Source organism: Aminobacter sp. MDW-2, from assembly GCF_014250155.1.
Taxonomy (GTDB): domain Bacteria; phylum Pseudomonadota; class Alphaproteobacteria; order Rhizobiales; family Rhizobiaceae; genus Aminobacter; species Aminobacter ciceronei.
Map to the genome: position 1 here is coordinate 18,839 of NZ_CP060199.1, position 22,971 is coordinate 41,809.

The window sequence follows — 22,971 nt, forward strand, 5'->3', positions numbered from 1 at the left end:
CATGTTGAACGTCGTCGCCGAAGAGCTGGGATTTGGCCGCGAGCGTCGGCGCGAACGGCCGATGTCGAACCACATTCCGTATCTGCGCCATGTCGCCGACACCGTGATCCGGCTCGAAAGCGGTGCAATCCTTTCGGTGATCAAGCTGGACGGTTTGTTCTTCCAGACTGAGGACCAGGCTGAGCTCAATATGCGTGCGGCCGTGCAGAACACGCTGATCCGAGCGCTCGGCTCGAGCCGCTATTCACTCTGGTCGACGGTGATCCGCAAGGAGGTCAAGCCCTCGATCGGCGGGGCCTTCTCCGACCCATTCTGCGATCTTCTGAACACCCGCTACATGGCATCGCTGCGCGACAAGCGCATGTTCACCAACGAGCTCTACCTCACGATCGTCCGTTCCGGGATGCGTGGCGCGCTCGGCGCCGCCGAAGGCTTTTCGCGACTGCTCGATCGCTCCTCCGGCAGAGAAGTCCTTGAGCGACGACTGCACGAACGTATCAACGAACTCGAAGAGATCGTGGGCAACGTCACGCGTGAACTGCAAAAATACGGCGCGCGTCCCCTCGGCGTCGTCTACCGCGACGGCGAGCCGTACTCGGAACCCTGCGCCTTCATCAACACGTTGCTCACCTGCGGCGTTTCGCGCGAGATGCGCCTGCCGCGCATGGGTATCCGCAGCTATGTCGGCACGTCGCGCCTTCATTTCTCGAAGCGGACATTGCAGGCTCAGGGTCCCACCGAGGCGGAGAACCGCTTCGGCGCGATGCTGTCGATCAAGGAATATCCCCCGTTTTCCGGGCCTGGGATGCTCGACGGGCTCCTGCAGATGAACCACGAGTTCATCTGCACCCAGTCCTTCACACTCGCCGACAAGCCGATCGCCCAGGAACGCATCTCGCGACTGCAGCGCCAGATCCACGCGTCGGACGAATCGGGCAGCACCATCGAGACTGATATCGACTTCGCGCTGAACAGCCTGCTCAACCAGGAAGCCGTGTTCGGCTATCACCATTTCAGCCTGTTGTGCCTGTCGCGCGACCTCGCTGGCCTCGACAAGGCCGTCGCCGAACTCGGCTCCTGTCTCACCGATATGAACATCAACTGGCTGCGCGAGGACCTCAACATGGAGGCCTCGTTCTGGGCGCAGCTGCCCGGCAACCACGCCTACATCGCACGCTCCTGCATGCTGTCCAGCGCGAACTTTTCCGGCTTCTCGTCTTTGCACAATTTCGCGACCGGCTCGGTCAGCGGCAATCACTGGGGACTGCCGATTTCGATCCTCGAAACGACATCGCAGACCCCCTACTGGTTCAATTTCCATCAGCGCGACATCGGCCATTTCTTGGTGACCGGTCCGACGGGCTCGGGCAAGACCGTTGCCCTGACCTTTCTGCTCGCACAAGCATTCCGGATCTCGCCGGAGCCCCGCGCGGTGTTCTTCGACAAGGACCGTGGCGCCGAGATTTTTATACGTGCCGTTGGCGGCGACTATGAGGTGCTCCAGCCGGGCGTCGTTACCGGATTCAATCCGCTGCAGCTCGAGAACACCGCGACCAATCGCGAGTTCCTGCATCGCCTCCTCAAGGCAATGCTCGACCCGGCCGATGGCCACGGCTTTTCCCAGGAAGAAGAGGACACGCTGGAGCGCGCGATCGGGCGCATTTGCCAGGAGCCGGTCGAACAGCGCACGATCCCCAATCTTTCCGGCTTGTTGATGGGTCGCGCGCGCTCCGACGCCAACGATCTGCAGTCACGCTTGCGTCCATGGTTCGAGGGCGAAAAGGCTTGGCTCTTCAATGCGCCCCAAGACCTCCTGTCCTTCTCGGGCCGGCGGATCTTTGGCTTCGACATGACGCACATCCTCGACAATCAGGACGTACGCACTCCAGCGCTGATGTACCTTTACCACCGGCTGGACGAACTGCTTACGGGCGAGCCGGTCCTCATCTTCATGGATGAAGGCTGGAAGCTTCTGCAGGATCCGGTCTTCTCCAACTACATCGTCGACAAGATGAAGACGATCCGCAAGCTCAACGGGATCGTCGGGTTCGGCACGCAGTCGGCGGCCGACATTGCTCGTTCGCCGCAGTCGCACACGCTGATCGAGCAGTCGGCCACCAATTTGCATTTCCCCAATCCACGCGCGGACGAGGAGAGCTACATCCGGCGCTTCGGGCTGACCGCCAAGGAGTACGCCTTTGTTCGCAACACGCCGCCCGAGCGGCGGACATTCTTGGTCAAGCACGGCAACGACTCCGTCATCGCCAGGCTCGACCTCACCTCCATGCCGGATCTCGTTCGCGTGATGTCCGGCCGCAAGGAGACGATCGAGCAGTGCGCTGCGCTTCGCGCGCAACTCGGTGACGATCCGAAAAAGTGGTTGCCTACTTTCTGCGGCTGGGAGATTCCAGCATGATCAAACGTCTTTCTCTCATTCTGGTCTTTACGGCATCGCCTGCGTTTGCCGATATCCCGACCATCGACGGCACCGTGCTCGACGAGCGCCAGGATCGCGACAAGAAGACCGCCGAGATCGAGAAGGTCGACGAGGAGCGCTACGTCAACAATCAGAGCGTCACCTGCTCGATGCACCGGCCAGGCCGGAAGGATGATCCCGTCGCAGCCGCGAATGCCAATCCGGCGATCGCCGGCCTGGTCCGCCGGATCGCGCGGGAGCAGGGCGTCGACGAAAACCAGTTCCTGGCCCTTGTCTACCAGGAGAGCCGGTTCAACCCCTGCGCCAAATCTCCAGCGGGCGCGATCGGGCTTGCCCAGCTGATGCCTAGCACGGCTGGCGACCTCAGCGTCGATCCCTACAATATCGAGCAGAACCTTCGTGGCGGGGCACGCTACTACAAGCAGCAGCTTCGGAAGTACAACGGCAACGTCTCGCTGGCACTTGCCGCCTACAATGCCGGCGCGGGCAACGTGAACAAATATGGCGGCATCCCGCCGTTCAAGGAGACGCAGGGCTATGTCGCCAACATAACCCAAAAATGGCTTCCGGCCTTAGGCGGCTCCGACAAGTCCGGCATTCCCCTCAACTATGGCGGTGGCGGCACCTATGCGGGCGCCCGAACCAGCACCATAAACGCCATGGGCCTAACCGCGGCGATCGGGGAGGGCTCCGGCGATGTCTCCTCCTGGCTGACGCAACTCGGCGACATGGGTGCCGGCACGATCCAGGACAGCTGGGATCACAATTCGGGCACGCGCAACGCCAACATCGAGCTGATCAACCGGCTGATCCTGCTTTCCACGGCTTTCGCCGATCTCACCAATTCCAGCAACGCCATGACGCTTGGAGACCTGTCCGGCGCAAACCGATCGACCCGGTACGATGCGGGCAACGAAGACGATGATCGGCCGGTGGGCGGCTTCTGCGACGAGCGCGAGGGCTTCGTCTGGGATGCCGACGCAAAGGCATGTGTCCAGCGCATCAATGCGCAGGCGGAACTGCTTCTCGAGACTCAATGATGGAGATCGACATGAGACGTTCATTGGCAATCCTGGCTTTCGTCGGCGCAGGCGTCGTGCCGGCCGCGGCAGATATCCCGGTCATCGACAAAACCAACTACGCGGTGGCGCGGGACACGGCCGAAAAGACCGGAAAGATTCTCGACACCAACAAAGAGATCCTCACAACGGTCGAGGAGACCCTGAAAGCCGTCACCGGCGATCGCGGCGGCGACGCGGGTCCGCTGAAGGATATCGCGATCGGCAACGGCTTTAGCGTCTCCACCCTGCCGTCCTTCGACAGCCTCCTCAAGGGCGGGATCGCCGATTTCGGGTCGCTCGATCGTAAGGTGGTGGAGGCCGCGACCCTGTTCATAAACGGCCTGCAGCTCGTGCGTTCTCTCTCCGGCAAGGACAACAGCTCGCTGGCGAGCGACAAATCCTATGAAGAGCTCATGAAGACGGTGATGGGCGTCTCGGCTCTGATCACCGGTTCCCAAGCTGCGGTCGAAACGCGCCGCTCCGCGCTTGAAACCGCCGGCGGCGACATCGGCAAGGCCGAGGACATCAAGGGCTCGATCGACCAGAACACGCAGCTTCAGGTCCAGACGGGCCTGACGTTGAACGAGATGATCGGCGTGCTGAATGCCGGCGTTCAGTCGCTGCACGCCGAGAACCAGCGCAAGCTGACCGACATGTCGAACACCAAAAAAGCGCTGCGGTACGAATGAGAGGGCGGCAGTGCATCTCGAGCGCTCTGGTGTTCGCACTGGCCGTTCTTGCCAGCGGGTGCGGCACACCGCACGAAAAGACGGCGCCATGCAAGCGACCGGCCAATCTGTCCGGCTATGTCAGCACGGGGGACGGATGCGGTCCGATGAGGTCGGTCAATGCGGACAGCGCCGCTGCATTGGCGGCGATCCAGGACCTGGCGCCGGCGGAAGAAGAATAGGGCAGGGCGGTGGACGACTTCATTGGCGAATTGCTGGATCGGATCGATGCGTCGGGGCAGAATTTTTCCCAGAGCGCCTACGAGGCGCTAAGCCAGGATCTCGAGCCGCTACTTCGCCTGCTCTTCGTCCTTGCGGTCCTGTTCTATGGCGTGCAGCTGTTCCTCGGAACGTCACGTCTCAGTGTTGCCGAGATCGTCGGCCGGCTGGTCCGCATCTTCGTCATTCTGATCCTGGTCGGAACCTGGTCCAATTTCAACGATCTCGTCTATGACTGGCTGACGACGGTGCCGGAGGCGGCAGGCCGCGCCATCCTGGCGGCATCGGGCACGGGCGTGACGGAACCCACCAATGGGCTTTCGCAAATCTGGAAGACCGCGAACACCGCCGCAGCGGCGTTCTCGGAGCAGGCGGGTTACCTGTCCGTTCTGCCCGCTTTGATCGGCATCGTCATCATGTTGTTTGCCGGCATCTTCGTCGCAATAGCCTTGGGCATTCTGGTTCTTGCGAAGGTGATCCTCTGGGTTCTGCTTGGTACTGCGCCGATCTTCGTTGCCTGCTTCTTCTTTGATTCGACCCGCAACTATGCCGTCGGCTGGCTGAATCAGTCGCTGCTCTATGCAATGATTCCTCTGTTCGTCTACGTGATCGCCGCCTTCCTGATCGCGGCGATGGAGCCGGAGCTGACGACGATCGACAGCATCTCCGGCAACCGCGAATTGAAGCTGAGCGATTTTGCGGCGTTCATCATGTTGTGCATCGCCGGCGCGTTCGTACTTTTCCAAGTTCAGTCCCTGGCGCAAGGCATCGTGGGAGCATTTGCGACTGCGATTGGCCACGAGTCACGCCGTCACGCGTATCGCGGCGTTTACCTCGGCCGCGAAGCGATCGGCCAGTCTGCTCGCCAGACGCAAGCAGCGGTCCATCGCGTCCAGGCTCGACTTCACACACCACGGCAGAATGGGGCGGGTGCCTCCATGCAGCGCGCGATCACGTCCAATGGCACGCCTCGGCAGACGTGACGTCAGGTTGATGTTGGATCCCGACGAAAAAGAAAAGGGCAGGGATGGCAGACAAATCCGAATCCGCGCTGCGGTCCTATTTCCAGCAAGGCGACATATGGGAGCAGGAGATCATCAAGCGGGCGAAGCGCTCGGCGCGCGTTGCCTGGTTCTTTTCGATCGTCTTCGCCGGGATCGCCCTCCTCAGCCTGCTCGCCGTGGTGCTGATGCTGCCGCTGAAGAGCTTCGAGCCCTATGTCGTCACCGTCGACCAGACGACTGGCTACATCGAGGTGAAGTCGGGCCTGACGCGGCCGGCAAATCTCACCGAGCAGCAAGCGATTACGCAAGCCAACGTCGTGCGATACATCCGTGCCCGCGAAGGCTACGATCCCTATGCCATCACCGAGAATTTCGGCATTGCCGCACTCCTTTCAGCGGACGAGGCGGCGCGGGAACTGCAGACGCTTTACAGCGCGCCCAATGCGCAGAACCCCACAAAGGTTTATGGCCGGCTGAAGCGAGTCCTCGTCGAGATCAAATCCGTCACGTTCCCGAACGCCAGCACGGCTATCGTCAGGTTCTCGACCAACGAACGCAGCGACACGGAATCGGTCGTCCGTCATTGGATCTCCGTCGTGCGCTTCCGATACACGGACACGCCCGTCCGCAACGAGTGGCGCTTCGAGAACCCTCTCGGCTTCCAGGTCTATTCCTACCGACGGGATCAGGAAACGGTCACGCCCGGAGATGCGCAATGAGCGGCCGCTCCTGGGCTGTGATGCTCATGCTGTGCGGTTCCTTCTGGCCGGCCTTTGCCGCGCAGACCCCGAAGGGCGGTTCTCTCGACGCGCGCGTGACCAGCGTCACCTACCAGGAGAACAACGTTGTCCAGGTGTTCGCGACCTACGGCATCTCGACCATGATCATCTTCGACGAGGACGAGAAGTTCGAAACGATCTCGCTCGGCGACACGGAAAGCTGGCAGGTCGTTCCAGCCGAGAAGGGCAATATCCTCTTCGTCAAGCCGATCGCCAAGGACGTCGTGACCAACATGAACGTCGTCACCGACAAGCGCATCTATTATCTCGAACTGCACGATTTCGCGCCCGAGGCCGGCCGGAAGGTCTTTGGCATCCGCTTCCACTACCCGGAGAAAGATCTGAATGCCGCCTTGCGGCAAGAGGCCGAACAGCGCGCCGCCTGGCCGAACATCTCCGGCATCGACAAGGCCAACGTCAACATCGACTATTCGTTCTCCGGTGATGCCCGCCTGAAGCCGCTCATGGTCTTCGATGACGGCAACAAGACCTTCTTCAAATTCGACGGCCGTGTTCCGGCGATATTCGCGGTGAACTCGGATTTCTCCGAAACGCTTCGGAACTTCCGCAGGGAAGGGGAGCATATCGTCGTCGACGGGACGGCGACCCAGTTTACCTTGCGGGATGGCGATCAGTGGATCTGCATCTTCAATCTGAGGAAGCCGGATTTCGCGGCACCCGATCCGGCAATCCTCGGGCCGGTCGAAGATGACAAGGCCAAGCGCCGGCGTCGGAGCGGAAACTGATGAAGCGCTCCCCCGAACTCGAGGCTCTCGGTCAGGGCGACGATCCGGTCATTGCCGACAATGCGGTTCGTCGTAAGCAGCTCGTCGGTGGCGCAGTCATGCTGCTACTCGGCCTGGTCGCCGGCTATCTGGTTCTCGCCGGAAGGCAGCCACCGGTCCGCGACATGCTCGACGGCGACGAGGAGTTCACCACCACGACGTTTCGTCCTCCGTCCTTCGTGCGCGAGGGCGAGCCCGAGCCGGAACCCCCGGCGCCGGAAGTTGTGCAAATACCGCCGCCGCCGCCGCCACCACCGGCCGAAGAGGTCGATACCACCGAGTTCGACGTCCCACCGCCGCCCGTGCCAGGCGCACCTCCACCGCCACAGCAGGCGACTGAGCCGCCGGTGGAAGAGTTCCCAGAGCGCTTCCGTTCGAAGCTGGTGGTCATCGACAATGTCTCCGCCGGCGAGCAAGGCAATTTGACTGGGAACGGAGGGGAGGGGCTGACCGTCGCCGGTGAGGATGGCAGCAGCAAGTTTCTAGCCGCGGCATCCAGCATTGGGGACCGTAGCGCCAAAGCCAGGAAGATCGAACGCATCGACGCACTCGTTCCTGAGGGAACGCTGATCCCCGGGATTCTCGAGACGGCCATCGTCAGCGATCTGCCGGGCCAGGTGAGGGCGATTGTCTCGCGGGACGTTTATTCCTTTGACGGCCGGCGCATTCTGATCCCAACCGGCACGCGCCTCATCGGCGAGTACCAGTCCGAGATCACGCGTGGCCAAACGAGGATTTTTGTCGTCTGGACCCGGATGTTGCGCGATGATGGGGTATCTGTGCGACTGAATTCGATCGGCGCCGACAGTCTGGGCCGTGCCGGCCTGACCGGACGCGTCGACAAGAAGTTCCGGGAGCGCTTCGGGGCGGCCATTCTGTTGTCGATCGTCGGCGCCGGCGCCAGTTACCTGACCGGTTACGGCAGCGAGGCCGCGGCCGGAGAGTACGATGATGCGCAGAATGCTGAGGAGCTGGCCCGCGAGACCCTCGCGCAGACCTTCTCCGACATGGCCAACCAGGCATTGGGAGATTCCTTGCGAATCCCACCGACGATCAGCGTCAGCCAGGGCGAGCGCATCTTCGTCTTCGTCCGCCAGGACCTCGATTTTTCCGCGATGTACGAGGATCCCGTCACCGAGGCACTGAGGGAGATCCGTCGTGAACGTAATCTCGACTAGCTTCGCGGCAGAGCAGAAACACCATTTCCTGAACCGCGCGCTTGAGCCGCTGCGGCCATTTCTCGATGACAGCCAGGTCGTCGAGATCTCTATCAACTCCCCCGGCCAGGTCTATGTCGAGCGGTTGGGTTCGGCCCACATGGAACACTATGAAATAGCCGAGCTCAACGCCGATGAGATCGTCAACATTGGCGAACGCGTCGCCGCTACGACCAATCAGTTTGTAAACCGGTCGAGTCCGATCCTTGGCGCCGCCCTGCCCACCGGCGAGCGGATACAGGTCGTTCTGCCGCCTGCGGCAGCCGACGGCGGCGCCGTTTCCATTCGCAAGCAGGTCATCAGCAACTTCACACTCGATGACTATCGCGATCAAGGATCGCTTGATCAGGTCACAGTCGCCGTCGGTGGTCTCAGCGAGACCGATCATGCGTTGATCGAGCAGCTGTCTGCCAGGGATATCTACGGCTTCCTTCGAACGGCAATTCTCAATCGTGTGTCCATCCTGATCAGCGGCGGCACCTCGAGCGGCAAGACAACGTTCCTCAATGCTTGCCTCAAATCGGTCGACCCGCATGAGCGGATCATCACGCTGGAGGATACGCGGGAGCTCTTCCCGCCCCAGAACAACGCTGTCCATCTCCTCGCCTCCCGCGGCGACCAGGGGACGGCCAGCGTGACGATCCAGTCCCTGCTCGAGGCCTCGCTCCGCATGCGACCCGATCGGCTCTTTGTCGGGGAGGTCAGGGGATCGGAGGCGTTTGCGTTTCTGCGTGCGATCAATACCGGCCACCCGGGCTCAATGTCGACTGTCCACGCCGACACGCCGCTCGGGGCCTATGAGCAGCTTGCCATGATGGTCATGCAGTCTGGACTGGCGGCGGCCTATCCAAAGGCGGACCTGATCTCCTACATCCAGAGCGTCATCCCGATCGTGATCCAACTGCGCAGGGAAGGGGGCCGCCGTGGCGTTTCGGAAATCTTCTTCGCGCGCGGCCGGACGGATGCGCCATGACCGGGACGCTCCGCGTCTTCTATTTCGGCTTTTGCCTGACCGTCGCCATTGCCGTCTGGCTGCTGGTCTATGGCCTCGGTTTGCAACTGCTGTATGGAGACGGCAGAATCCTGCAGGCGACCATCACCACGAATCCCTTTGCCCCGTTCCAGCAGCTGATCGCCTATGGGGACAGCGGCGTTCTGCGCGTCGTGGCGTTTGGGGCTATGGTCCCTGCGGCTCTTGTCGCAGGAATTGTCGCCTATGTCGGTCTTCGACCGAACGCGAGCCCACTTGGTGACGCCCGGTTCCAGACCGCCATGACGCTCCGCCGTGATGGATGGTTTAGGAGGAAGGGCAAAATCCTCGGCCGTTTCGGTCGTCGGATTCTTCGCGTGGACGATGATAGGCATCACCTGATCATCGGCCCGACACGCTCGGGGAAGGGAGCTTCCTATGTTGTCCCCAATGCGCTTTTGCATGAAGGCTCCATGATCGTCACCGACCTCAAGGGTGAAATTTTTCGTTCTACGGCCGGCTATCGCAAATCGAAGGGCAGTCAGGTCTTCCTGTTCGCGCCGGGATCGGAAAGGACGCACCGTTACAATCCACTCGACTTCATCCGGTCGGATCGCGGTGACCGCACCACCGACATCCAGAACATCGCCGCCATCCTCGTCCCGGAAGTCGCCGAATCTGAGAACTCGATCTGGCAGGCCACCGCCCAGCAGGTCATCGCCGGCACCATCAGCTACGTCAACGAAAGCGTGCATTACAAAGGTCATCAAACGCTCGGCGAGGTCACGTCGTTTTTCAACAGCGGCGCGAACCTGCAGGCGATGATGACGCTGATCAAGGAGCGTGAGCCTTATCTGTCGCGCTTCACGATGGAGAGCTTTAACGCCTACATCGCCCTGTCCGAGCGCGCCGCCGCCTCAGCACTCCTCGACATCCAAAAGGCTTTGCGACCGTTTCGCAACGAACGCGTCGTGGCAGCGACGTCGGTTACAGACATGGACCTGCGGGCCTTGAAGCGCCGCCCGATCTCGATCTATCTCGCGCCCAATGTCACCGACATCACGTTGTTGCGACCGTTGCTCGCGCTGTTCGTGCAGCAAACGCTCGATACGCTGATGCTCGAGCACGCGGAGGGCTCGGTACCGGTCTACTTCCTGCTCGACGAGTTTCGTCAGCTGAAGAAGATGAGCGAAATCACGACCAAGCTGCCCTACGTCGCCGGCTACAATGTGAAGATGGCCTTCGTTATCCAGGACCTGAAGAACCTGGACGAGATCTATGGCGAGACGTCTCGCCATTCATTGATGGGGAACTGCGGCTACCAGCTGGTTTTCGGCGCCAATGACCAAGTGACAGCGGAGGCCGTCTCGAAGGGCCTGGGCAAGCGCACTGTCCGATATAAGACCGAGTCCCGCACGATCGAGCTGATGGGCCTGCACCGTCGTACCAAGGTCGAGCAACTGCGGGAGCGCGACCTGATGATGCCGCAGGAGGTTCGGCAGATGCCCGGAGACAAGATGGTCATCCTCGCCGAGGGACAAGGGCCGATCTTCGCCGACAAGCTACGGTTCTTCCGGACAGCGCCCTTCCGGGAGCTGGAAAAGTTCTCACAGACATATGTGCCAGATGTGCCAGCAACCGAGTTTCTGCCACCGCGGCCGGTTCCAGCGACAACCAGCGCCTATGTTGGCGAGCACAACGACGCTTCCAAGCCGGAGGAACTGAAAGCCGACCTCGAGAATCTGGCGGGGCCGGCTGTTAGGAGGCGATCTGCAGCTTCAAACGTTCCTGCCGGGACGGTCGAAGGCCAGGTTTCGGCGACAGCCGTCAGAAAGGCTGCGACGAGAGGCCGTGCAAACGGCGCCACACCGAGCTCGCTCGACGCGGATTTCGTGAAGGCTGCACAGCGGTTGAAGTCACTCGCAACAGGGCCGGTCAAAGCCGGCAAGCCGCGCGACAAATCAGGCAATTGGGGACAGATTTTCGATGCTACCATACCTGACGAGCTTGAGATCGTTGAGGCGGAGGCTGTGTGACCAGCAGCGGGCAAGTCGTGGCCCGAACACATCTAGCCAAGCGCACCCACCGTGATGGCCCTGGTTCATCTTTCGACGGCGGACACAGTTTGGTCGACCAGCAAGCAATACCCATATGAGCCCCTCAGACGATTGAGGAAGGAGCCATGCGGAACGTTCCGGGTATCACCATGTTTGAGCCGGCCGAGATCGATGATCTTCAGAGCTGTTTCGACACCATCCTCGAACGACGCGGAGTTGCGAGATCGAGTGTTGAAGCCGAAGCTATCGCAAGAGCACTTATCCTCGCCTACAAGCGTGGCGTCGTCGATCGCCACGAACTAATTCGTCTTGCCGATATCGCCGTTGATGGGTAACCGCTAGAAAGCTAAAATAGTAAGCAAAATCAATCATTTAGTTCCATAAACTAAGTTATGCGACTCAAGGTTGCCATCCGTTAGATAACTCTATCTTAGGTAGTAGAACGGTGATTGCAGGAATTGCGGACGCCGCCCTTTTTGCACGAGCCATGCGACGAAGCCCTCTTGCATCTTCGGCAAGTTGCCTTAAGTATGAGAGGCAGATTGCCGGAGATTGAATATGGCCACGACCGCAGCAGTGATCGAGAATGTCGTCCGCAAGCTTGGCGGTACGCCGGTCCTGGGCTTGGACATACGGTCCCAGGCCGAGCTGGCCATGGCGGTGCAGCGCCGGTTGCCGTTGGCGTCCCTGAAGGGCCTGTCCTTGGCCGGGCTGAGCGAGCAGGAAATCGAACGGTTCGTCATTCCGCAGCGGACGCGGCGGCATCGCGCCGAGAAGAACCAGCCGCTCACGGTGGAGGAATCCGACCGCGCAGTCCGTCTGGCACGCATCCAGTCGCTTGCCGAAGAGACCTTCGCCGACGCCGGCAAAGCCAATCTGTGGCTGCGCAAGCAGCTCGCGGAACTTGGCGGTGAGACGCCGCTCAATGTGGCGCAGACCGAAGCCGGCGCGCGCGTTATTGAGTCGATCCTTGGCAAGATCACCTGGGGCGCTGCCGCCTGATGCGGCTCTGGCGGCTTTCGAGCCGTGAATTCGCCCAATCTTTCGACGGCGGCTACGGTTTGAGATTCGACGGCCGATGGAACACGGTCGGCCATGCGACGACTTATGTCTCAACGTCGCCGTCGCTCTGTGTTCTCGAAAAGCTGGTGCATGTGGAGGACCCGAACTTGCTGCCGGCGCTCGATATGGTCGTCTACGACGTCCCCAACGCCGTGCCGGTTGCTCGGTTGACGCTCGCCGATCTTTTCGACGACTGGCGCCGGCGCGAGGCCGAAACGCAGCAGATCGGCGACAAATGGCTGTCCGGTATCGAAGCAGCCGTGCTTTTCGTGCCGTCCGCGATCGTGCCCGTGGCAGATAGCCCGGACGAGAACGCGATCATCAACCACCGCCATCCAGCGGCCTCGACCATCCGGATCGAGCGGACACACCCCTTCGAGCTGGATATCCGGCTGTTCTAGCGGGTTCATCAGCCGGCGCACTTAACGCACCGATATCGTTCTTCTTTGAGGGGGACGGCCCTCAGATCGACGAGCCCGAGCAACCGTTCATCCACGGGAGCAACATGGTGATTGCGCAGGCGTTGGCGAAGATCGAGGACCGCAAGGTCCGCGCAGCGTTTCGAACCCTCATTCGGGCATTGGCACCGGAGTGACCAAGAGGCGCAAGCTGTTCGCGAAGTCTTCGCGCTAGGCCTGCGAGATTGCCCAGCCTGATTCGTCGATCGTGATCAGGTCGCTTGCCGCATAGCGATCATTGGCGAGAGCCATGCGGGTCACGCTTTTCCCGTGCTCTACCTTCTGCGAGTAGTCGGCGCGAGGACGTGCTACTTCTGCACCGTCACAAGCCCTGGCGATGTGTTGGTCGCGCACGCCGGACTGCCGGGCGATCTCCGTCATGGGCATTGACCAGACCAGATCGTGCAGTTGCTCGCGGGTCATTTTCATTGGTTGTCGTCGAGTTCCTAGCCGAACACAAGCTCTCTGACGGGAGCCATCCAACGATCGACCATACGGTAGAGATCGACAATCCACGCTTCGACGCTGCCAAGCTCGGGACCGAAATAGATGAGTGGGGCGATCACCATAAAGGCGAGCAGGAGGCAAGTCCCTGGCCAGCCGCTGTCTTTTTCAGACAAATCCTCCGGAGGAGGACCGTACTTGTATGCCCAGTTGTCATTCTTCATGACCAACTCCTACCTTTCCCGATCGTCGCGATCGCGATCCTGTCGCTCCTCGAGTTCCAGTTCGATCTGCCGAAGACGCGGTACATGCTGCTGCGGCGGATCCGATCTGGCAAGTTCCGCGTCGAGGGCCGGCTGCCTGTCGACGGACCTATCATCAGGATGCCGTGTTCGCGGCTCGGACGGCATAGTCATCTGCTGTTCGACGATCTGGTCATCGTGCTCCGGCGTCGAACGGACCTCTCGAACGGCGTCGCGATGTTGCTCGGCTTCGGCAACATCCTGTACCCCACCCGGCGCGCCGTCGATCCGACGGTTTGCACCGACGTCAATTGAAACAGCGTTCTGATCGCTGTCTTGGCCCCTGTCGCTTCGCGCTTGCCCGCCGCGGGACAGTTCGATCTGGTCGATCGTCCGCTGCAGGTCCCGATCCGATTTCGCGGCTTCGCGCATGTAGTGGTTGTCACCATCGACTGCGATTTCGGCCGCGAGGTTGATTTCCCGCTCGAGCCCTGCCCGGTAGCTCGCCATGAATGACTGCGGCAGCTCGCCCGCTTCGATCCGCTCAAGCCCCTCGCGATAGTGACTGACCTGAACGAGAACCTCGTTCGCTGTTTCCACAGCCTCCAGTCCGAACCGCGCCACGGCCGCATCCCACTCAGCATTGGGATTCTCAAACCGATTGTCGCGCGAGCCGCGCAATTCCTGCCCACCCTCGCGTTCAACGTGGCGTTCGGTGAGATCGAGATATTCCCGCCGGATGTCGACCACTTCCCGCGCCGCTGCCGCGATCTCGTCGAAGTCGCCACGATCCGCTTCATCGAGTGTCTGCTTTACAGACGCAAGGACAGCCTCTACACGGGTTTCGTAGGCCTCGAACTCCGGACGCGTCATCTCTCGCATCTGTCCATCCTCACCGTTTCCGAACTCCGTCAACTCTATCATATTGGTTATGTTTTTGACAGGATCGTTCGCTATTTCCGTAGAAAAACGCTCATTTTGAATGTTCTCTGTCGATCGTTCCAGACGACCGCTCTGACGTAGTGCAAAGGCGCCTTCGCGAGATCCGCCCGCCTCATTGGCGAGATCGCTCCAGGCCTCGGCTGCTGTCGCAACATACTGCCGGCTGCGATCGGAGGTCGCGAGGTTGACCTCATTCGAGCGCTTGGCCCGATAGCGGCTATGCGCGGATGAGCTCGTACCTTCGTGTTCGGTGCGGCCGCGATAGCTGACAGGTCGAACCTGGTTGCGCGTGTACGCCGGTGCGCTGGCAAACTCGCGACGATCAGTCAGCTCCATGTCGATGCCCTGCTCTCGCGCCTTCTCGGCCATCACGGAGCGCCATTCCCGGAACATCTGCGGACCGGTGACGATCCGGTCGCCGGTCTCAGAGCGCATGGTCACGATCGCGTGAGCATGGATGTGCGGCCGCTTGCCGCCTTCCGCCATCTCCTTCGGATCCAGCGCCGGATCGTGGACGACGAACACATAGCGATGGCCCGCAAACTGCTCGCCAAGGAATTCACGCACCGCAGCTTCGAATGCCGCCCCGTCCGTTCCCGCACGTGCCGACACGATCAGATGCATGACGTCCCGGCCCTTGCGGCTGTGCAATTCATGGCGCCATTCCTTCTGGACGAGATCGCCGGCCTGCGTGGCGTCGCCGATCAGCTCGCCAGTGTTGTCACGGACCTCTGCCTCCGCTCCAACAACTATCTCACGAACACGCGCCGTGCCCCATTCCACCCCATTCCCGTAGCCATGGAATCGGAACCGGGCCTCGACATCCCGACCGGCATCGGAATCGTCAAATCGCTGCTGGACGATCTCGGCGGCCTTCTGGTCGCCGGTCAGCCGCTCCCCGCTTCCGTCGCGCAAGACGACGACACCGGAGACATCAAGCTCATCCGGAGATCGTTGCCGCGCGGTATAGACGAACCGCCGGTCGTCAAATCCCGCGCGGATGATTTCGCGGAGCTGGTCGTCCTTGTCGACATCATCGCGCAACGATTCCGCATCGAGCGAAACATGGAAGACACCGAGATCCCGGCTGGCGCTGCGGTTGTGGAAGAGATGCTCCCACTCGGCCCGCTGTTCGGCGAGTGCGTCCTTGCCGAGGACCTGCTCACCGCGCTCGTTCTCGACCGCCAGTTCCCCGCCCCGCGATGTGTAGTTCATCATCGCGCCAGCGCGCGCACCGCCGCCATAGGAGGCAAGCTTGACCACGGCTGGTTGACTGCCGCGTGCCAGCTCACCAAAGCGAGTCCGCATCGAGCGGCCGGCACCACCACGCGACCACCGCGCACCGCTTCCCCCCTGCCTCTGCTTCGCCCGGCCGAAGCCGCCCAACCCGTCATCGCCGGTCCGCGCCACCCCTCCCCTTCGCGGCTCATCCCAGTCACTCTTTTCGGTCTGGCCGAGTTTCATCTCGTGCATCAGGATGGCGCGCCGACGCTCCCACTCCCGCTCGAACGCGCCAGGGAAGAACTCCATCAGGCGTCCTCCCCGCGTCGGGCAGTCGAGGCGCGCCGTGTCATGTGAGCCAGCTCCGACGCGAGCGCGGTCGCCACGCTGTACGCATCCTTGATGCTGCCCGCAACATCAGCCTCCGCTGGTACCTTGCCGGTGTTGATGGCGCGCACGATCTGATTGAGGTTGCCGCCGATTGCCCGCATGCCGTCGGCAAGCAGCGCCAGCAAGGCGCGATCCTCCTCCCCGAGGAACGGCCGCACGCCGGCGCCTTCCATCGAAAGCGACCGCACGAAGGCCGAAACGGTCATACCGGCTGCGCTCGCGGCCGCCTCCAGCGCCTCGAACTCGGCCGGCGAGAAGCGGATATGCGCCACCTTCTCCTTCCGTTTCGATGCTTCGGAAATGCTGTGAACCATCGCCAGCCACACCTCTGATCGTCGGGGTTGCGGCCGCAGGCCGCGGATCGAGGGCCTGTCCCTCGATCGTCAGGAAAAATGTATCACGTTTTTCCGTATCCTGCCAACACTAATAGCAGTGATTTTTCCCATACATGCGATACAAGAGTGTTTTTCCATATCAATATGATTGCATTTTTCCATGTTCGTGTGTCTGTATGTCGATGTGAGTCCACGTCCACACGAATATGGATTCATGTGTGAGTAGAAACACATTTTTGTGGAGACCAGCCGATGACCGTCGTGATCGCCGCCATCAACGGCAAGGGGGGCGCGGGCAAAACCACCGCGCTGATGAACATCGCCGGCGAATATGCCTTGCGTGGCGGACGTGTCGCCATGATCGACATGGACGCCCGCAACAATTTGATGAAGTGGTGGACGGACTGCCAGGAGAAGGATGCGCAGCCTGAAGGCATCGAAGTCTACAGCCACAAGACCGCGCGGGGATTGGAGCGCTGGCTGATGGATAACGCTGACGCGTTTGATCACGTGTTGATCGACACCCCCGGCGAGGATACCTCAATCGTCGATCCGGTGATCGCATCTGCCGACCTTGTGATCTCGCCGATCCAGCCGTCCAAGCGAGAAGTGCTCGGCGCCATCGACAGTTTCGAAAATGTGCTGCGGGTCAACCAGACTCTGGGAAAGACATGCCGGCATGGCGTCCTGCGAACCCGGATCACCGTGACGGTCCGCCATACCGAACTGTACCGGAAGATCAGGCCGATCATCGAGGACACGGTGAAAACCTATCTGTTCCGCACCGAGGTTTTCGAGCGCAATGTCTACAAGGACATCCACAACGGCATCGGCACGCTTCAGATGCAGGAGGTGACCGACGCGATCGCCAAGGCGCGACGGGAGACGCAGGCGCTGGTTGCCGAAGTGGACGAACTGCTCGCCAACGAGGCAGCGACCGGACGTGCGGCATGAGCGGGAAGGAGAGCCTGTCGCTCGACGAATTCGCCACCGCGCCGCGCAAGCCACGGTCAACCCCGGCCTTGCCGGCGGGTGAGCAGGTCGAACGCCCGGTCGCGAGTGACGTGATGTCGGAACCGGTGGCGGGCGCGGACGGGGAGAAGGGGGAAATGTCGAGCGAGGCGAGCAAGGCGCTGCGTCAGATGAAACGGGCGCGCATGAAAGGGGCCAGTCATTTCGTCAACGTCAACCTGGATCGGGACACGAAGCGCCGGTTGAAGCTGGCGTCCTTCAACATGGAGACGTCCATGCAGGTCCTCATGGAAAGGGCCATTCGGCAGTATCTCGACGCGAACGACTACTGAAGCGGAGGCGGTTAGATCGAAAGACGAGTTGAACTTGAGTCCGAATCCCTGCTACGAACACCATCGTTTTGGCTCTGTTTTCTCGGGGATTTGAGCCACTTCGGGGTGTTTCCCGTCTTTTTTGGCGGGGATTGGGCAGCAATCGGATTTCAAGCGAGCCAGTCAATGGCCATCAAGGACGTACAGACTTACATCGACAGGCGCGGGCTTGTCGAAACGGAGGATTCCGAGGTCGACAAGCCGATCTGGCGCAAACCCGGCTTCAACGGCGTCCGTAGCCTGCGGGAGATGGAAGAGGACCTCAGTCGCTTTCTGCGGGAACGTCGCGATGCGTTGAATCTCAATCGCGAACAGGTCGGCATGATGGTCGGACTTCATCCAGAGATTTATGCGCGGCATGAGCGAGCCGGCGCCAAACTTCGGGCAACGCGGCTGTTCCAACTCGCCGAATTGCTGGACTTCTCGCCGATCGAGGCCATCTATGCGGCAGCGCCGCAGTTCTTCGGCGACAGCGAACAGGAGGCGCAGGTCAAGCTGAAGCTCATGATGCGGATGCTGGACCTCCCCTCGTCTACGGCTCAACACCTTCTGATGATGATCGAGGAGTTGTCGCCGGACAGCGTTACCGAGGGCACTCCAGCGCCGGGCGAGACAAAACGTCGGGTTTGACGCAGGCGCCATCAGACTGGCGCCATCGATCGTACTGCCGGCGCCGACATGTCGGATCCCGCTTATCTGCGAAAATAGAGGCGGCTTGCACCGCCTCGATCTTTGGCCTCATGAACGGCCGGGTATTGCGAAAACCTCGTCCGGATTGGCTCCGGTGCTTTCCCACCATGCCGCTTCGGCTTCGGCCTCGCTGTAATAGACATTCTCGACACTGAACCTTGCGCCGCTGATCTCCTCGATCTCGGCGATGATCTCGGCGAGACCACAGAGCTTGGCGGCCGGTACCGGCACCGCGATCGGAACCGCTCCGTCGCGGTTATGCCACTCACCGGTGCCGAGATCGAAATATTCGTTCGTAAGATCGTCGACCAGATAATCGTCGAGAAGCGCGATCCTCTCGATGAGCCACGTCTCGTACCAGGCGGTCTGATAGTGGTGCAGGTCGTAGAACGCATCCTCTTCATCGGCCGTTCCGCGCGCGACGACAAGCGCCCGCTCCGCGGCGAGGATCCTGCGCTGCGCCTCGATCATTCTCGCGAGCGTCACAGCGAGGGTGTCGTGGACTTGGCGTGCCAGATCGGTGTCGCAACCGAGGCGGTTGGCGAGAACCGTGATGCGCAAACCGGAGAGCTGCGCGATACGCATGAGAGTGTTGTGTGCCATGTCATGGTCTCCTTCATCTTGATGACGGAGGCTCCGCGACGGGCAAGTCGAGCATCGGGTCAAGGAGCGCGCAGCGACCGCCGGAGGCGGCGCGTGGGGGTGCCGATTTTCTGGCGTCGCCCTCCTTCAGGGCGACGCCAGAAAATTGGGGGCACCGCGCGTCCTTGAGGCGATGGGAGCGGCCAGTAGACTGCCAAGTCAGAGAGATAGAGACCCGCATCCCCGCCGGGGGATGCGTCCCTGTCCGGCGACCAGCCGGCGGGGTGCGCGAGGGGCTGCCCCTCGAGGCATCGGGGGCCGGTCGATCCGGTCCTCGATGCCCCGCGAGATGGGATCGTTACCGGAGGCGGAGACCGCGAAGCGGGCTCCGTGAGCGGCGCACAGCGACGCGAGTAGAGCCCGGTCGGCCGCAGGCCGGCTCGCCCAGCAACCATTCATTCAGCCGATTCATCAACTGCCTGAATCGCTCTGGTCGGACCGATTCACAATACTCGTTGGACGGCATGCATTACGCGCGCGACATTCCCATCATGCAGAACGAAGATGTGATCCACCTCCACCGTATCGATCCCGCACGTAACATGGCACGGTTCTATCGGCTGTCGTCCGCACCAAGCCTGTTCGGCGACATTTGTGTCGTACGCGAGTGGGGACGGATTGGCCAGCCAGGGCGGAGGCGCATCGACCTCTACGAAAAGGTCGAGGAAGCCACTGCTGCGCGGCTTGTGCTCGAACGATCGAAACGGCATCGCGGCTACTGCGACGTCGGCGGCATGGGATGAGATTCGACCGTGGCGATCAGGACGCGCAAAGAAGAGGTCCGCGCCGTATGACTTCCGGCGCGGGCCTCTCCTCTTGGGCTACTTCGACTGCAGATGCCGCAGCAACGCGTCGAGCGGCCGGCCATGCGGTGCGCGGTCAGCCTCGCGGGCTTGATCGGCGGCGAGCTGCTGGGCGACGTCGTCTGGAAGCGGCAAGAAATCGTAGCCATGTGCAAGCGCAGCCGCGTGCAGCGCGTCGAGCGTTTCGTATTCGCGGTCGGCCGTGCCAAGCCACAGAGCGAGATCGTCGTCGCTCTCGTCGGGAAACGCCTGCAGGAAGAAGGTACGCAGCGGCGGATCGTAGCCGATAACGGCGTCCGGATCGGTGCGGTGGTTGTTGTGGACGGTGATGGTGTAACGGCTCATGGAGACCTCCTGTTGTGGAGCAAAAAGAGAGCCGGCCCCTTGTGGGGCCGGCTCGCTGCGGTTCACTGCGGGTTGTTCCACAGGATCACCTTCTTGTTTTCGTCACCGCCGGGGGCGGGCGCGAGGTTGCCGAAGATCACGCCGATCTCGGGCGCTTCCAGCTTGACCGACAGGTATTCCTCGCCCGAACGCTGGGAGGTGCGGTGCCAGCCGGCTCCGATCTCGAAGCCCGTGCGCTTGTTGACGATGCGGTAGTCGGGGGCATCCTCGCGGGTCTTGTTGGCGTTCGGGATCAGGGTGATCGGGGCGTTGACCCGCAGCGTGGCGAACACGCCTTCCATCGAGCCGTCAGCCTTGGCGGTGAGGTTTGCGATCGTGGTGGCCATGGTACTTCTCCTTCGGTTGCATCGGGACCATTCCCGATGGCGCCAAAGGAGGGGGCCGTCCTGCTGCGGTCACTCGACAACAAATTCTGGAAAATTCTATTTGCCGAAAGAAGCGGGCCGCACTTTCACTGGGCCCCGCTTGCGGGAAGGAAAGTGCCTGGCCCGCAAACAAAAAACCGAAATCGAATTTTTCTGAATTTTTGTCGAGCGTACCCCCAACGGGGGTTGACCGCAAAAGCAGGCGGTCCACTACAAAGGCGACAAACCCAAGGGAATGGTCCGGATGTGAACTAAGGCGATGCCCTCCGGCCACCATCGCAGATCCTTCACGCCTCGGGCTCTGCTCGCAGGCATGGGTTTGTTCCACCTGCGGAGCTGCGTCAGCATCGCCCATCCCACCAACGACCCACTCACGGAGGCCCCCTGCCCGTCGGCCGTCACGCGCCCGGCTCGGCGGCCGAGGCTGGCAGCTGACAATCTCTTCCCGCGGCCGCCGGGTAGTTTCGGTCAAGCTGGCAGCTGCCGGGAACGGGTTGCCCGTTCCGCAACGGCCCTGCCCTTGCGCGACGGACACGGGGAAAATCTCGGCACTCACGGGACCCGTGACGGGCCGGGTCCAGAAGGGGTCGGCTTGGGGAGAGTGTGCGAACGATCACCGTGGACGGCGCAAGCGTCGGGGTCGGCCTCCGGCCGGATCACGACGAGCGGTTCGTGACCCGCTCCCGGCAAAGCCCAATTCGATCAGGCCGACAATGCGAGGCGCTCGTCCGCCGTCATCCGGGCTTCCACACCACTGCGAACGTCGGCATCGGCGTGATGGAGCATTGCGCACCAATCCGCGACGGTATGGACGGTTCCTACCGTGCCGCGCATCGTGTCGTAGACGACGCAGGGGCTGCCGATAAGGGCGAGGCGCAGCACGTTGAGGCAGGTGCCGGGCGATGCGCCGTCCCAGACCATCATGCCGAAATTCGCGCGGCGCGCCATCTCGCGGTCCTTTTCGGCGTAGACCGCAAAACCCTTCGCGCCGGCCGGTGGTGGGATGTAGTAGGCGGCCCAGTCCCCGAGATTGTTGCGCGGTTCGGCGCCAGAATGGAACACGCCAACATGCTCGTAGTTGTACCCTGCCAGCAGCCCTTGCATCTCGGCATCAGCGCCGGGCGCATCGCCGATCAGCACGCCGTGCTCCTGTGCGACGATCGCGCCGATTCGCTCGATCGCCGACGTTGGAAGTTCGAATATGTCGCGTGAGCCTCCGAGGAATATCATCGCCATGGCCGCTCTCCTTTCTCTAAAACGCAGCTGCCCGCGCCCAGCCTGCCTCTCCCCCTCTCCCGCGCTGGTTCGCGTGGCGCCGGTCGTTTGGTGTTTAGCCCAGCGATGATCGGGCGATGCGCGCGGGTGAACCCGCCCGCAAGCGGGCGGGTTCGGTGAAGCGGAGAGAAGGAAACCGGCGCTCACGCGCCGGGCTCCGTGAAGCGCCAGACCGGGATGCCGAGGCGACGTGCCTTGTCGGCAAGGTTCTCGGTGATGCCCGAGCCGGGGAAGACGATCAGCCCGTACGGCATGACCGAGAGCAGCTGGTCGTTGCGCCGGAACGGGGCCGCCTTGGCATGCCGGTTCCAGTCCGGCTTGAAGGCGATCTGAGTGACCTTGCGGTTCTCGGCCCAGCAGGCGGCGATGCGCTCGGCCCCGCGCGGGCTGCCGCCGTGCAGCAGCACCATGTCGGAATGTTTCTCGCGGGCCTTGTCGAGCGCGTCCCAGATCCGGTCGTGCTCGTTGCAGTCGAGGCCGCCGGCGAAGGCGATCTTGGTGCCGGCCGGGACCAGCACCTCGGTCTCGGCGCGGCGGCGCGCGGCGAGGAAGTCCCGGGAGTCGATTACCGCAGCCGTCATCGCCTGGTGGGAGACCTTCGAGCCGGTGCGTGGCCGCCAGGCCGATCCGGTCTGCGCTTCGTAGAGGTCGGCAGCCTCGTCGCGCATGATTTCCAGCACGTTGCGGCGCTCGATATAGGTGATGCCTTCGGCCGTGAGCCGCTCCAGCTCGACGGACTTCACTTCCGACCCGTCCTGCTCCCCCTGGCTGGAGCGCTGCGCCTCCTCGTTGCGATCGAGGGTGCGTGCGACGCGCTCGGCGGCACGGTGAAAGACGTTGGTGAAGGACCAGAGCAGATCGTCGAGATCGGGTTCGAGCCTGGTGTCGCCGAGCATGTCGGCGAAGGTCTCGACAATGCCTGCAAGGCCGGACCGGATGACCTCGTCGTCGGGCAGCGGCCGGGGATCGGGTTCGTCCTGATGCGGGCGATGGCCGTACATCTGCAGCTCGAGGATGACGCGGTCGGTCGGCGATGAGGCGTGGTAGGGCTCGTAGCCGTCATCGAAAGGAAGTTCGTAGGTCATGGCTGTCTCCGT

At 62.0% G+C, this 22,971-nt stretch carries 26 protein-coding genes; 17 read left to right on the forward strand and 9 right to left on the reverse strand.

The genetic code is table 11. The annotated features are described in order from the left end of the window. Position 1 precedes the first annotated feature (1 nt). The 13 genes from H5P29_RS31200 (at position 2) to H5P29_RS31255 (ending at position 12,720) form a co-directional block, all read left to right on the forward strand. Positions 2-2,416: a VirB4 family type IV secretion system protein gene (locus H5P29_RS31200; protein WP_154387084.1), complete on the forward strand. Its 2,415-nt coding sequence runs from the start codon at positions 2-4 to the stop codon at positions 2,414-2,416. Continuing rightward, positions 2,413-3,477: a lytic transglycosylase domain-containing protein gene (locus H5P29_RS31205; protein WP_154387085.1), complete on the forward strand. Its 1,065-nt coding sequence runs from the start codon at positions 2,413-2,415 to the stop codon at positions 3,475-3,477. The genes H5P29_RS31200 and H5P29_RS31205 overlap by 4 nt, the downstream gene beginning before the upstream one ends. A gap of 11 nt (positions 3,478-3,488) precedes the next feature. Continuing rightward, positions 3,489-4,187 (forward strand): type IV secretion system protein, encoded by a 699-nt coding sequence (locus H5P29_RS31210; protein ID WP_154387135.1) that lies wholly within the window; start codon positions 3,489-3,491, stop codon positions 4,185-4,187. Continuing rightward, positions 4,184-4,408, forward strand: coding sequence for a hypothetical protein (locus H5P29_RS33030; RefSeq protein WP_371818670.1), 225 nt, complete (start codon positions 4,184-4,186; stop codon positions 4,406-4,408). The genes H5P29_RS31210 and H5P29_RS33030 overlap by 4 nt, the downstream gene beginning before the upstream one ends. A 9-nt stretch (positions 4,409-4,417) precedes the next feature. Beyond that, positions 4,418-5,428, forward strand: coding sequence for a type IV secretion system protein (locus H5P29_RS31215; protein WP_185910461.1), 1,011 nt, complete (start codon positions 4,418-4,420; stop codon positions 5,426-5,428). Between the two features lie 44 nt (positions 5,429-5,472). Next, entirely contained in the window at positions 5,473-6,168 is a 696-nt protein-coding gene (locus tag H5P29_RS31220) for a virB8 family protein (RefSeq protein WP_154387086.1), read from the forward strand. Beyond that, on the forward strand, positions 6,165-6,974 hold the full coding sequence (locus H5P29_RS31225; RefSeq protein ID WP_154387087.1) for a TrbG/VirB9 family P-type conjugative transfer protein: 810 nt from the start codon (positions 6,165-6,167) through the stop codon (positions 6,972-6,974). The genes H5P29_RS31220 and H5P29_RS31225 overlap by 4 nt, the downstream gene beginning before the upstream one ends. Beyond that, the gene (virB10, locus tag H5P29_RS31230) at positions 6,974-8,191 is read left to right on the forward strand and encodes a type IV secretion system protein VirB10 (protein WP_154387088.1); all 1,218 of its coding nucleotides are present in this window, start codon (positions 6,974-6,976) and stop codon (positions 8,189-8,191) included. Before H5P29_RS31225 ends, virB10 begins: the two co-directional genes overlap by 1 nt. Further along, positions 8,172-9,203 carry a P-type DNA transfer ATPase VirB11 gene (gene virB11, locus H5P29_RS31235; protein ID WP_185910462.1) on the forward strand — a complete coding sequence of 344 codons (1,032 nt, stop codon included), beginning with the start codon at positions 8,172-8,174 and terminating at the stop codon, positions 9,201-9,203. Before virB10 ends, virB11 begins: the two co-directional genes overlap by 20 nt. Then, a complete protein-coding gene (locus H5P29_RS31240) occupies positions 9,200-11,236 on the forward strand; it encodes a type IV secretory system conjugative DNA transfer family protein (RefSeq protein WP_154387089.1) in 2,037 nt (678 codons plus the stop codon). Before virB11 ends, H5P29_RS31240 begins: the two co-directional genes overlap by 4 nt. A 146-nt stretch (positions 11,237-11,382) precedes the next feature. Beyond that, a complete protein-coding gene (locus tag H5P29_RS31245; protein WP_154387090.1) occupies positions 11,383-11,592 on the forward strand; it encodes a hypothetical protein in 210 nt (69 codons plus the stop codon). Positions 11,593-11,815: 223 nt separating this feature from the next. Next, positions 11,816-12,259 carry an antitoxin Xre/MbcA/ParS toxin-binding domain-containing protein gene (locus H5P29_RS31250; protein WP_154387091.1) on the forward strand — a complete coding sequence of 148 codons (444 nt, stop codon included), beginning with the start codon at positions 11,816-11,818 and terminating at the stop codon, positions 12,257-12,259. Next, entirely contained in the window at positions 12,259-12,720 is a 462-nt protein-coding gene (locus H5P29_RS31255; protein WP_154387092.1) for an RES family NAD+ phosphorylase, read from the forward strand. Before H5P29_RS31250 ends, H5P29_RS31255 begins: the two co-directional genes overlap by 1 nt. A gap of 228 nt (positions 12,721-12,948) precedes the next feature. On the opposite strand, the gene H5P29_RS31260 is transcribed toward H5P29_RS31255, so the two are convergent. The 4 genes from H5P29_RS31260 to H5P29_RS31275 are packed head-to-tail and all read right to left on the reverse strand — an operon-like array spanning position 12,949 to position 16,342. Then, positions 12,949-13,206, reverse strand: a complete 258-nt coding sequence (locus H5P29_RS31260) for a hypothetical protein (RefSeq protein ID WP_154387093.1) — start codon at positions 13,204-13,206, stop codon at positions 12,949-12,951. Positions 13,207-13,223: 17 nt separating this feature from the next. Then, positions 13,224-13,445 (reverse strand): hypothetical protein, encoded by a 222-nt coding sequence (locus H5P29_RS31265; protein ID WP_154387094.1) that lies wholly within the window; start codon positions 13,443-13,445, stop codon positions 13,224-13,226. Between the two features lie 9 nt (positions 13,446-13,454). Continuing rightward, positions 13,455-15,935, reverse strand: a complete 2,481-nt coding sequence (locus H5P29_RS31270) for a hypothetical protein (protein ID WP_154387095.1) — start codon at positions 15,933-15,935, stop codon at positions 13,455-13,457. Beyond that, positions 15,935-16,342 carry a plasmid mobilization relaxosome protein MobC gene (locus H5P29_RS31275; protein WP_246787061.1) on the reverse strand — a complete coding sequence of 136 codons (408 nt, stop codon included), beginning with the start codon at positions 16,340-16,342 and terminating at the stop codon, positions 15,935-15,937. The genes H5P29_RS31270 and H5P29_RS31275 overlap by 1 nt, the downstream gene beginning before the upstream one ends. Positions 16,343-16,603: 261 nt before the next feature. On the opposite strand from H5P29_RS31275, the gene H5P29_RS31280 reads away from it, so the two are divergent. The 3 genes from H5P29_RS31280 (at position 16,604) to H5P29_RS31290 (ending at position 18,324) form a co-directional block, all read left to right on the forward strand. After that, entirely contained in the window at positions 16,604-17,305 is a 702-nt protein-coding gene (locus H5P29_RS31280) for a ParA family protein (RefSeq protein WP_154387096.1), read from the forward strand. Continuing rightward, positions 17,302-17,655 (forward strand): hypothetical protein, encoded by a 354-nt coding sequence (locus tag H5P29_RS31285; RefSeq protein WP_154387097.1) that lies wholly within the window; start codon positions 17,302-17,304, stop codon positions 17,653-17,655. The genes H5P29_RS31280 and H5P29_RS31285 overlap by 4 nt, the downstream gene beginning before the upstream one ends. A gap of 165 nt (positions 17,656-17,820) precedes the next feature. Continuing rightward, the gene (locus H5P29_RS31290) at positions 17,821-18,324 is read left to right on the forward strand and encodes a helix-turn-helix domain-containing protein (RefSeq protein ID WP_154387098.1); all 504 of its coding nucleotides are present in this window, start codon (positions 17,821-17,823) and stop codon (positions 18,322-18,324) included. A 108-nt stretch (positions 18,325-18,432) separates the two neighbouring features. Here the strand turns inward: H5P29_RS31290 and H5P29_RS31295 are convergent, their stop codons facing one another. Further along, positions 18,433-18,987, reverse strand: coding sequence for a hypothetical protein (locus H5P29_RS31295; RefSeq protein ID WP_154387099.1), 555 nt, complete (start codon positions 18,985-18,987; stop codon positions 18,433-18,435). Positions 18,988-19,517: 530 nt separating this feature from the next. On the opposite strand from H5P29_RS31295, the gene H5P29_RS31300 reads away from it, so the two are divergent. Continuing rightward, the gene (locus H5P29_RS31300) at positions 19,518-19,769 is read left to right on the forward strand and encodes a WGR domain-containing protein (protein WP_154387139.1); all 252 of its coding nucleotides are present in this window, start codon (positions 19,518-19,520) and stop codon (positions 19,767-19,769) included. Between the two features lie 78 nt (positions 19,770-19,847). Here the strand turns inward: H5P29_RS31300 and H5P29_RS31305 are convergent, their stop codons facing one another. From H5P29_RS31305 to H5P29_RS31320, 4 genes are all read right to left on the reverse strand, one after another. After that, the gene (locus tag H5P29_RS31305) at positions 19,848-20,174 is read right to left on the reverse strand and encodes a hypothetical protein (RefSeq protein WP_154387100.1); all 327 of its coding nucleotides are present in this window, start codon (positions 20,172-20,174) and stop codon (positions 19,848-19,850) included. A gap of 62 nt (positions 20,175-20,236) precedes the next feature. Further along, a complete protein-coding gene (locus tag H5P29_RS31310; RefSeq protein ID WP_154387101.1) occupies positions 20,237-20,560 on the reverse strand; it encodes a DUF736 family protein in 324 nt (107 codons plus the stop codon). 741 nt (positions 20,561-21,301) lie between these two features. Next, positions 21,302-21,835, reverse strand: coding sequence for a hypothetical protein (locus H5P29_RS31315; protein ID WP_154387102.1), 534 nt, complete (start codon positions 21,833-21,835; stop codon positions 21,302-21,304). A 182-nt stretch (positions 21,836-22,017) separates the two neighbouring features. Continuing rightward, positions 22,018-22,959: a DUF2493 domain-containing protein gene (locus tag H5P29_RS31320; RefSeq protein WP_154387103.1), complete on the reverse strand. Its 942-nt coding sequence runs from the start codon at positions 22,957-22,959 to the stop codon at positions 22,018-22,020. Between the last annotated feature and the right edge of the window lie 12 nt (positions 22,960-22,971).

Excerpts from the sequence above, each read along its gene's own strand:
- H5P29_RS31200 (WP_154387084.1), top strand. The coding sequence starts at position 2 with ATGTTGAACGTCGTCGCCGAAGAGCTGGGATTTGGCCGCGAGCGTCGG.
- H5P29_RS31205 (WP_154387085.1), top strand. The coding sequence starts at position 2,413 with ATGATCAAACGTCTTTCTCTCATTCTGGTCTTTACGGCATCGCCTGCG.
- H5P29_RS31210 (WP_154387135.1), top strand. The coding sequence starts at position 3,489 with ATGAGACGTTCATTGGCAATCCTGGCTTTCGTCGGCGCAGGCGTCGTG.
- H5P29_RS33030 (WP_371818670.1), top strand. The coding sequence starts at position 4,184 with ATGAGAGGGCGGCAGTGCATCTCGAGCGCTCTGGTGTTCGCACTGGCC.
- H5P29_RS31220 (WP_154387086.1), top strand. The coding sequence starts at position 5,473 with ATGGCAGACAAATCCGAATCCGCGCTGCGGTCCTATTTCCAGCAAGGC.
- H5P29_RS31225 (WP_154387087.1), top strand. The coding sequence starts at position 6,165 with ATGAGCGGCCGCTCCTGGGCTGTGATGCTCATGCTGTGCGGTTCCTTC.
- virB10 (WP_154387088.1), top strand. The coding sequence starts at position 6,974 with ATGAAGCGCTCCCCCGAACTCGAGGCTCTCGGTCAGGGCGACGATCCG.
- H5P29_RS31240 (WP_154387089.1), top strand. The coding sequence starts at position 9,200 with ATGACCGGGACGCTCCGCGTCTTCTATTTCGGCTTTTGCCTGACCGTC.
- H5P29_RS31245 (WP_154387090.1), top strand. The coding sequence starts at position 11,383 with ATGCGGAACGTTCCGGGTATCACCATGTTTGAGCCGGCCGAGATCGAT.
- H5P29_RS31250 (WP_154387091.1), top strand. The coding sequence starts at position 11,816 with ATGGCCACGACCGCAGCAGTGATCGAGAATGTCGTCCGCAAGCTTGGC.
- H5P29_RS31255 (WP_154387092.1), top strand. The coding sequence starts at position 12,259 with ATGCGGCTCTGGCGGCTTTCGAGCCGTGAATTCGCCCAATCTTTCGAC.
- H5P29_RS31260 (WP_154387093.1), bottom strand. The coding sequence starts at position 13,206 with ATGAAAATGACCCGCGAGCAACTGCACGATCTGGTCTGGTCAATGCCC.
- H5P29_RS31265 (WP_154387094.1), bottom strand. The coding sequence starts at position 13,445 with ATGAAGAATGACAACTGGGCATACAAGTACGGTCCTCCTCCGGAGGAT.
- H5P29_RS31270 (WP_154387095.1), bottom strand. The coding sequence starts at position 15,935 with ATGGAGTTCTTCCCTGGCGCGTTCGAGCGGGAGTGGGAGCGTCGGCGC.
- H5P29_RS31280 (WP_154387096.1), top strand. The coding sequence starts at position 16,604 with ATGACCGTCGTGATCGCCGCCATCAACGGCAAGGGGGGCGCGGGCAAA.
- H5P29_RS31285 (WP_154387097.1), top strand. The coding sequence starts at position 17,302 with ATGAGCGGGAAGGAGAGCCTGTCGCTCGACGAATTCGCCACCGCGCCG.
- H5P29_RS31290 (WP_154387098.1), top strand. The coding sequence starts at position 17,821 with ATGGCCATCAAGGACGTACAGACTTACATCGACAGGCGCGGGCTTGTC.
- H5P29_RS31295 (WP_154387099.1), bottom strand. The coding sequence starts at position 18,987 with ATGGCACACAACACTCTCATGCGTATCGCGCAGCTCTCCGGTTTGCGC.
- H5P29_RS31300 (WP_154387139.1), top strand. The coding sequence starts at position 19,518 with ATGCAGAACGAAGATGTGATCCACCTCCACCGTATCGATCCCGCACGT.
- H5P29_RS31305 (WP_154387100.1), bottom strand. The coding sequence starts at position 20,174 with ATGAGCCGTTACACCATCACCGTCCACAACAACCACCGCACCGATCCG.
- H5P29_RS31310 (WP_154387101.1), bottom strand. The coding sequence starts at position 20,560 with ATGGCCACCACGATCGCAAACCTCACCGCCAAGGCTGACGGCTCGATG.
- H5P29_RS31315 (WP_154387102.1), bottom strand. The coding sequence starts at position 21,835 with ATGGCGATGATATTCCTCGGAGGCTCACGCGACATATTCGAACTTCCA.
- H5P29_RS31320 (WP_154387103.1), bottom strand. The coding sequence starts at position 22,959 with ATGACCTACGAACTTCCTTTCGATGACGGCTACGAGCCCTACCACGCC.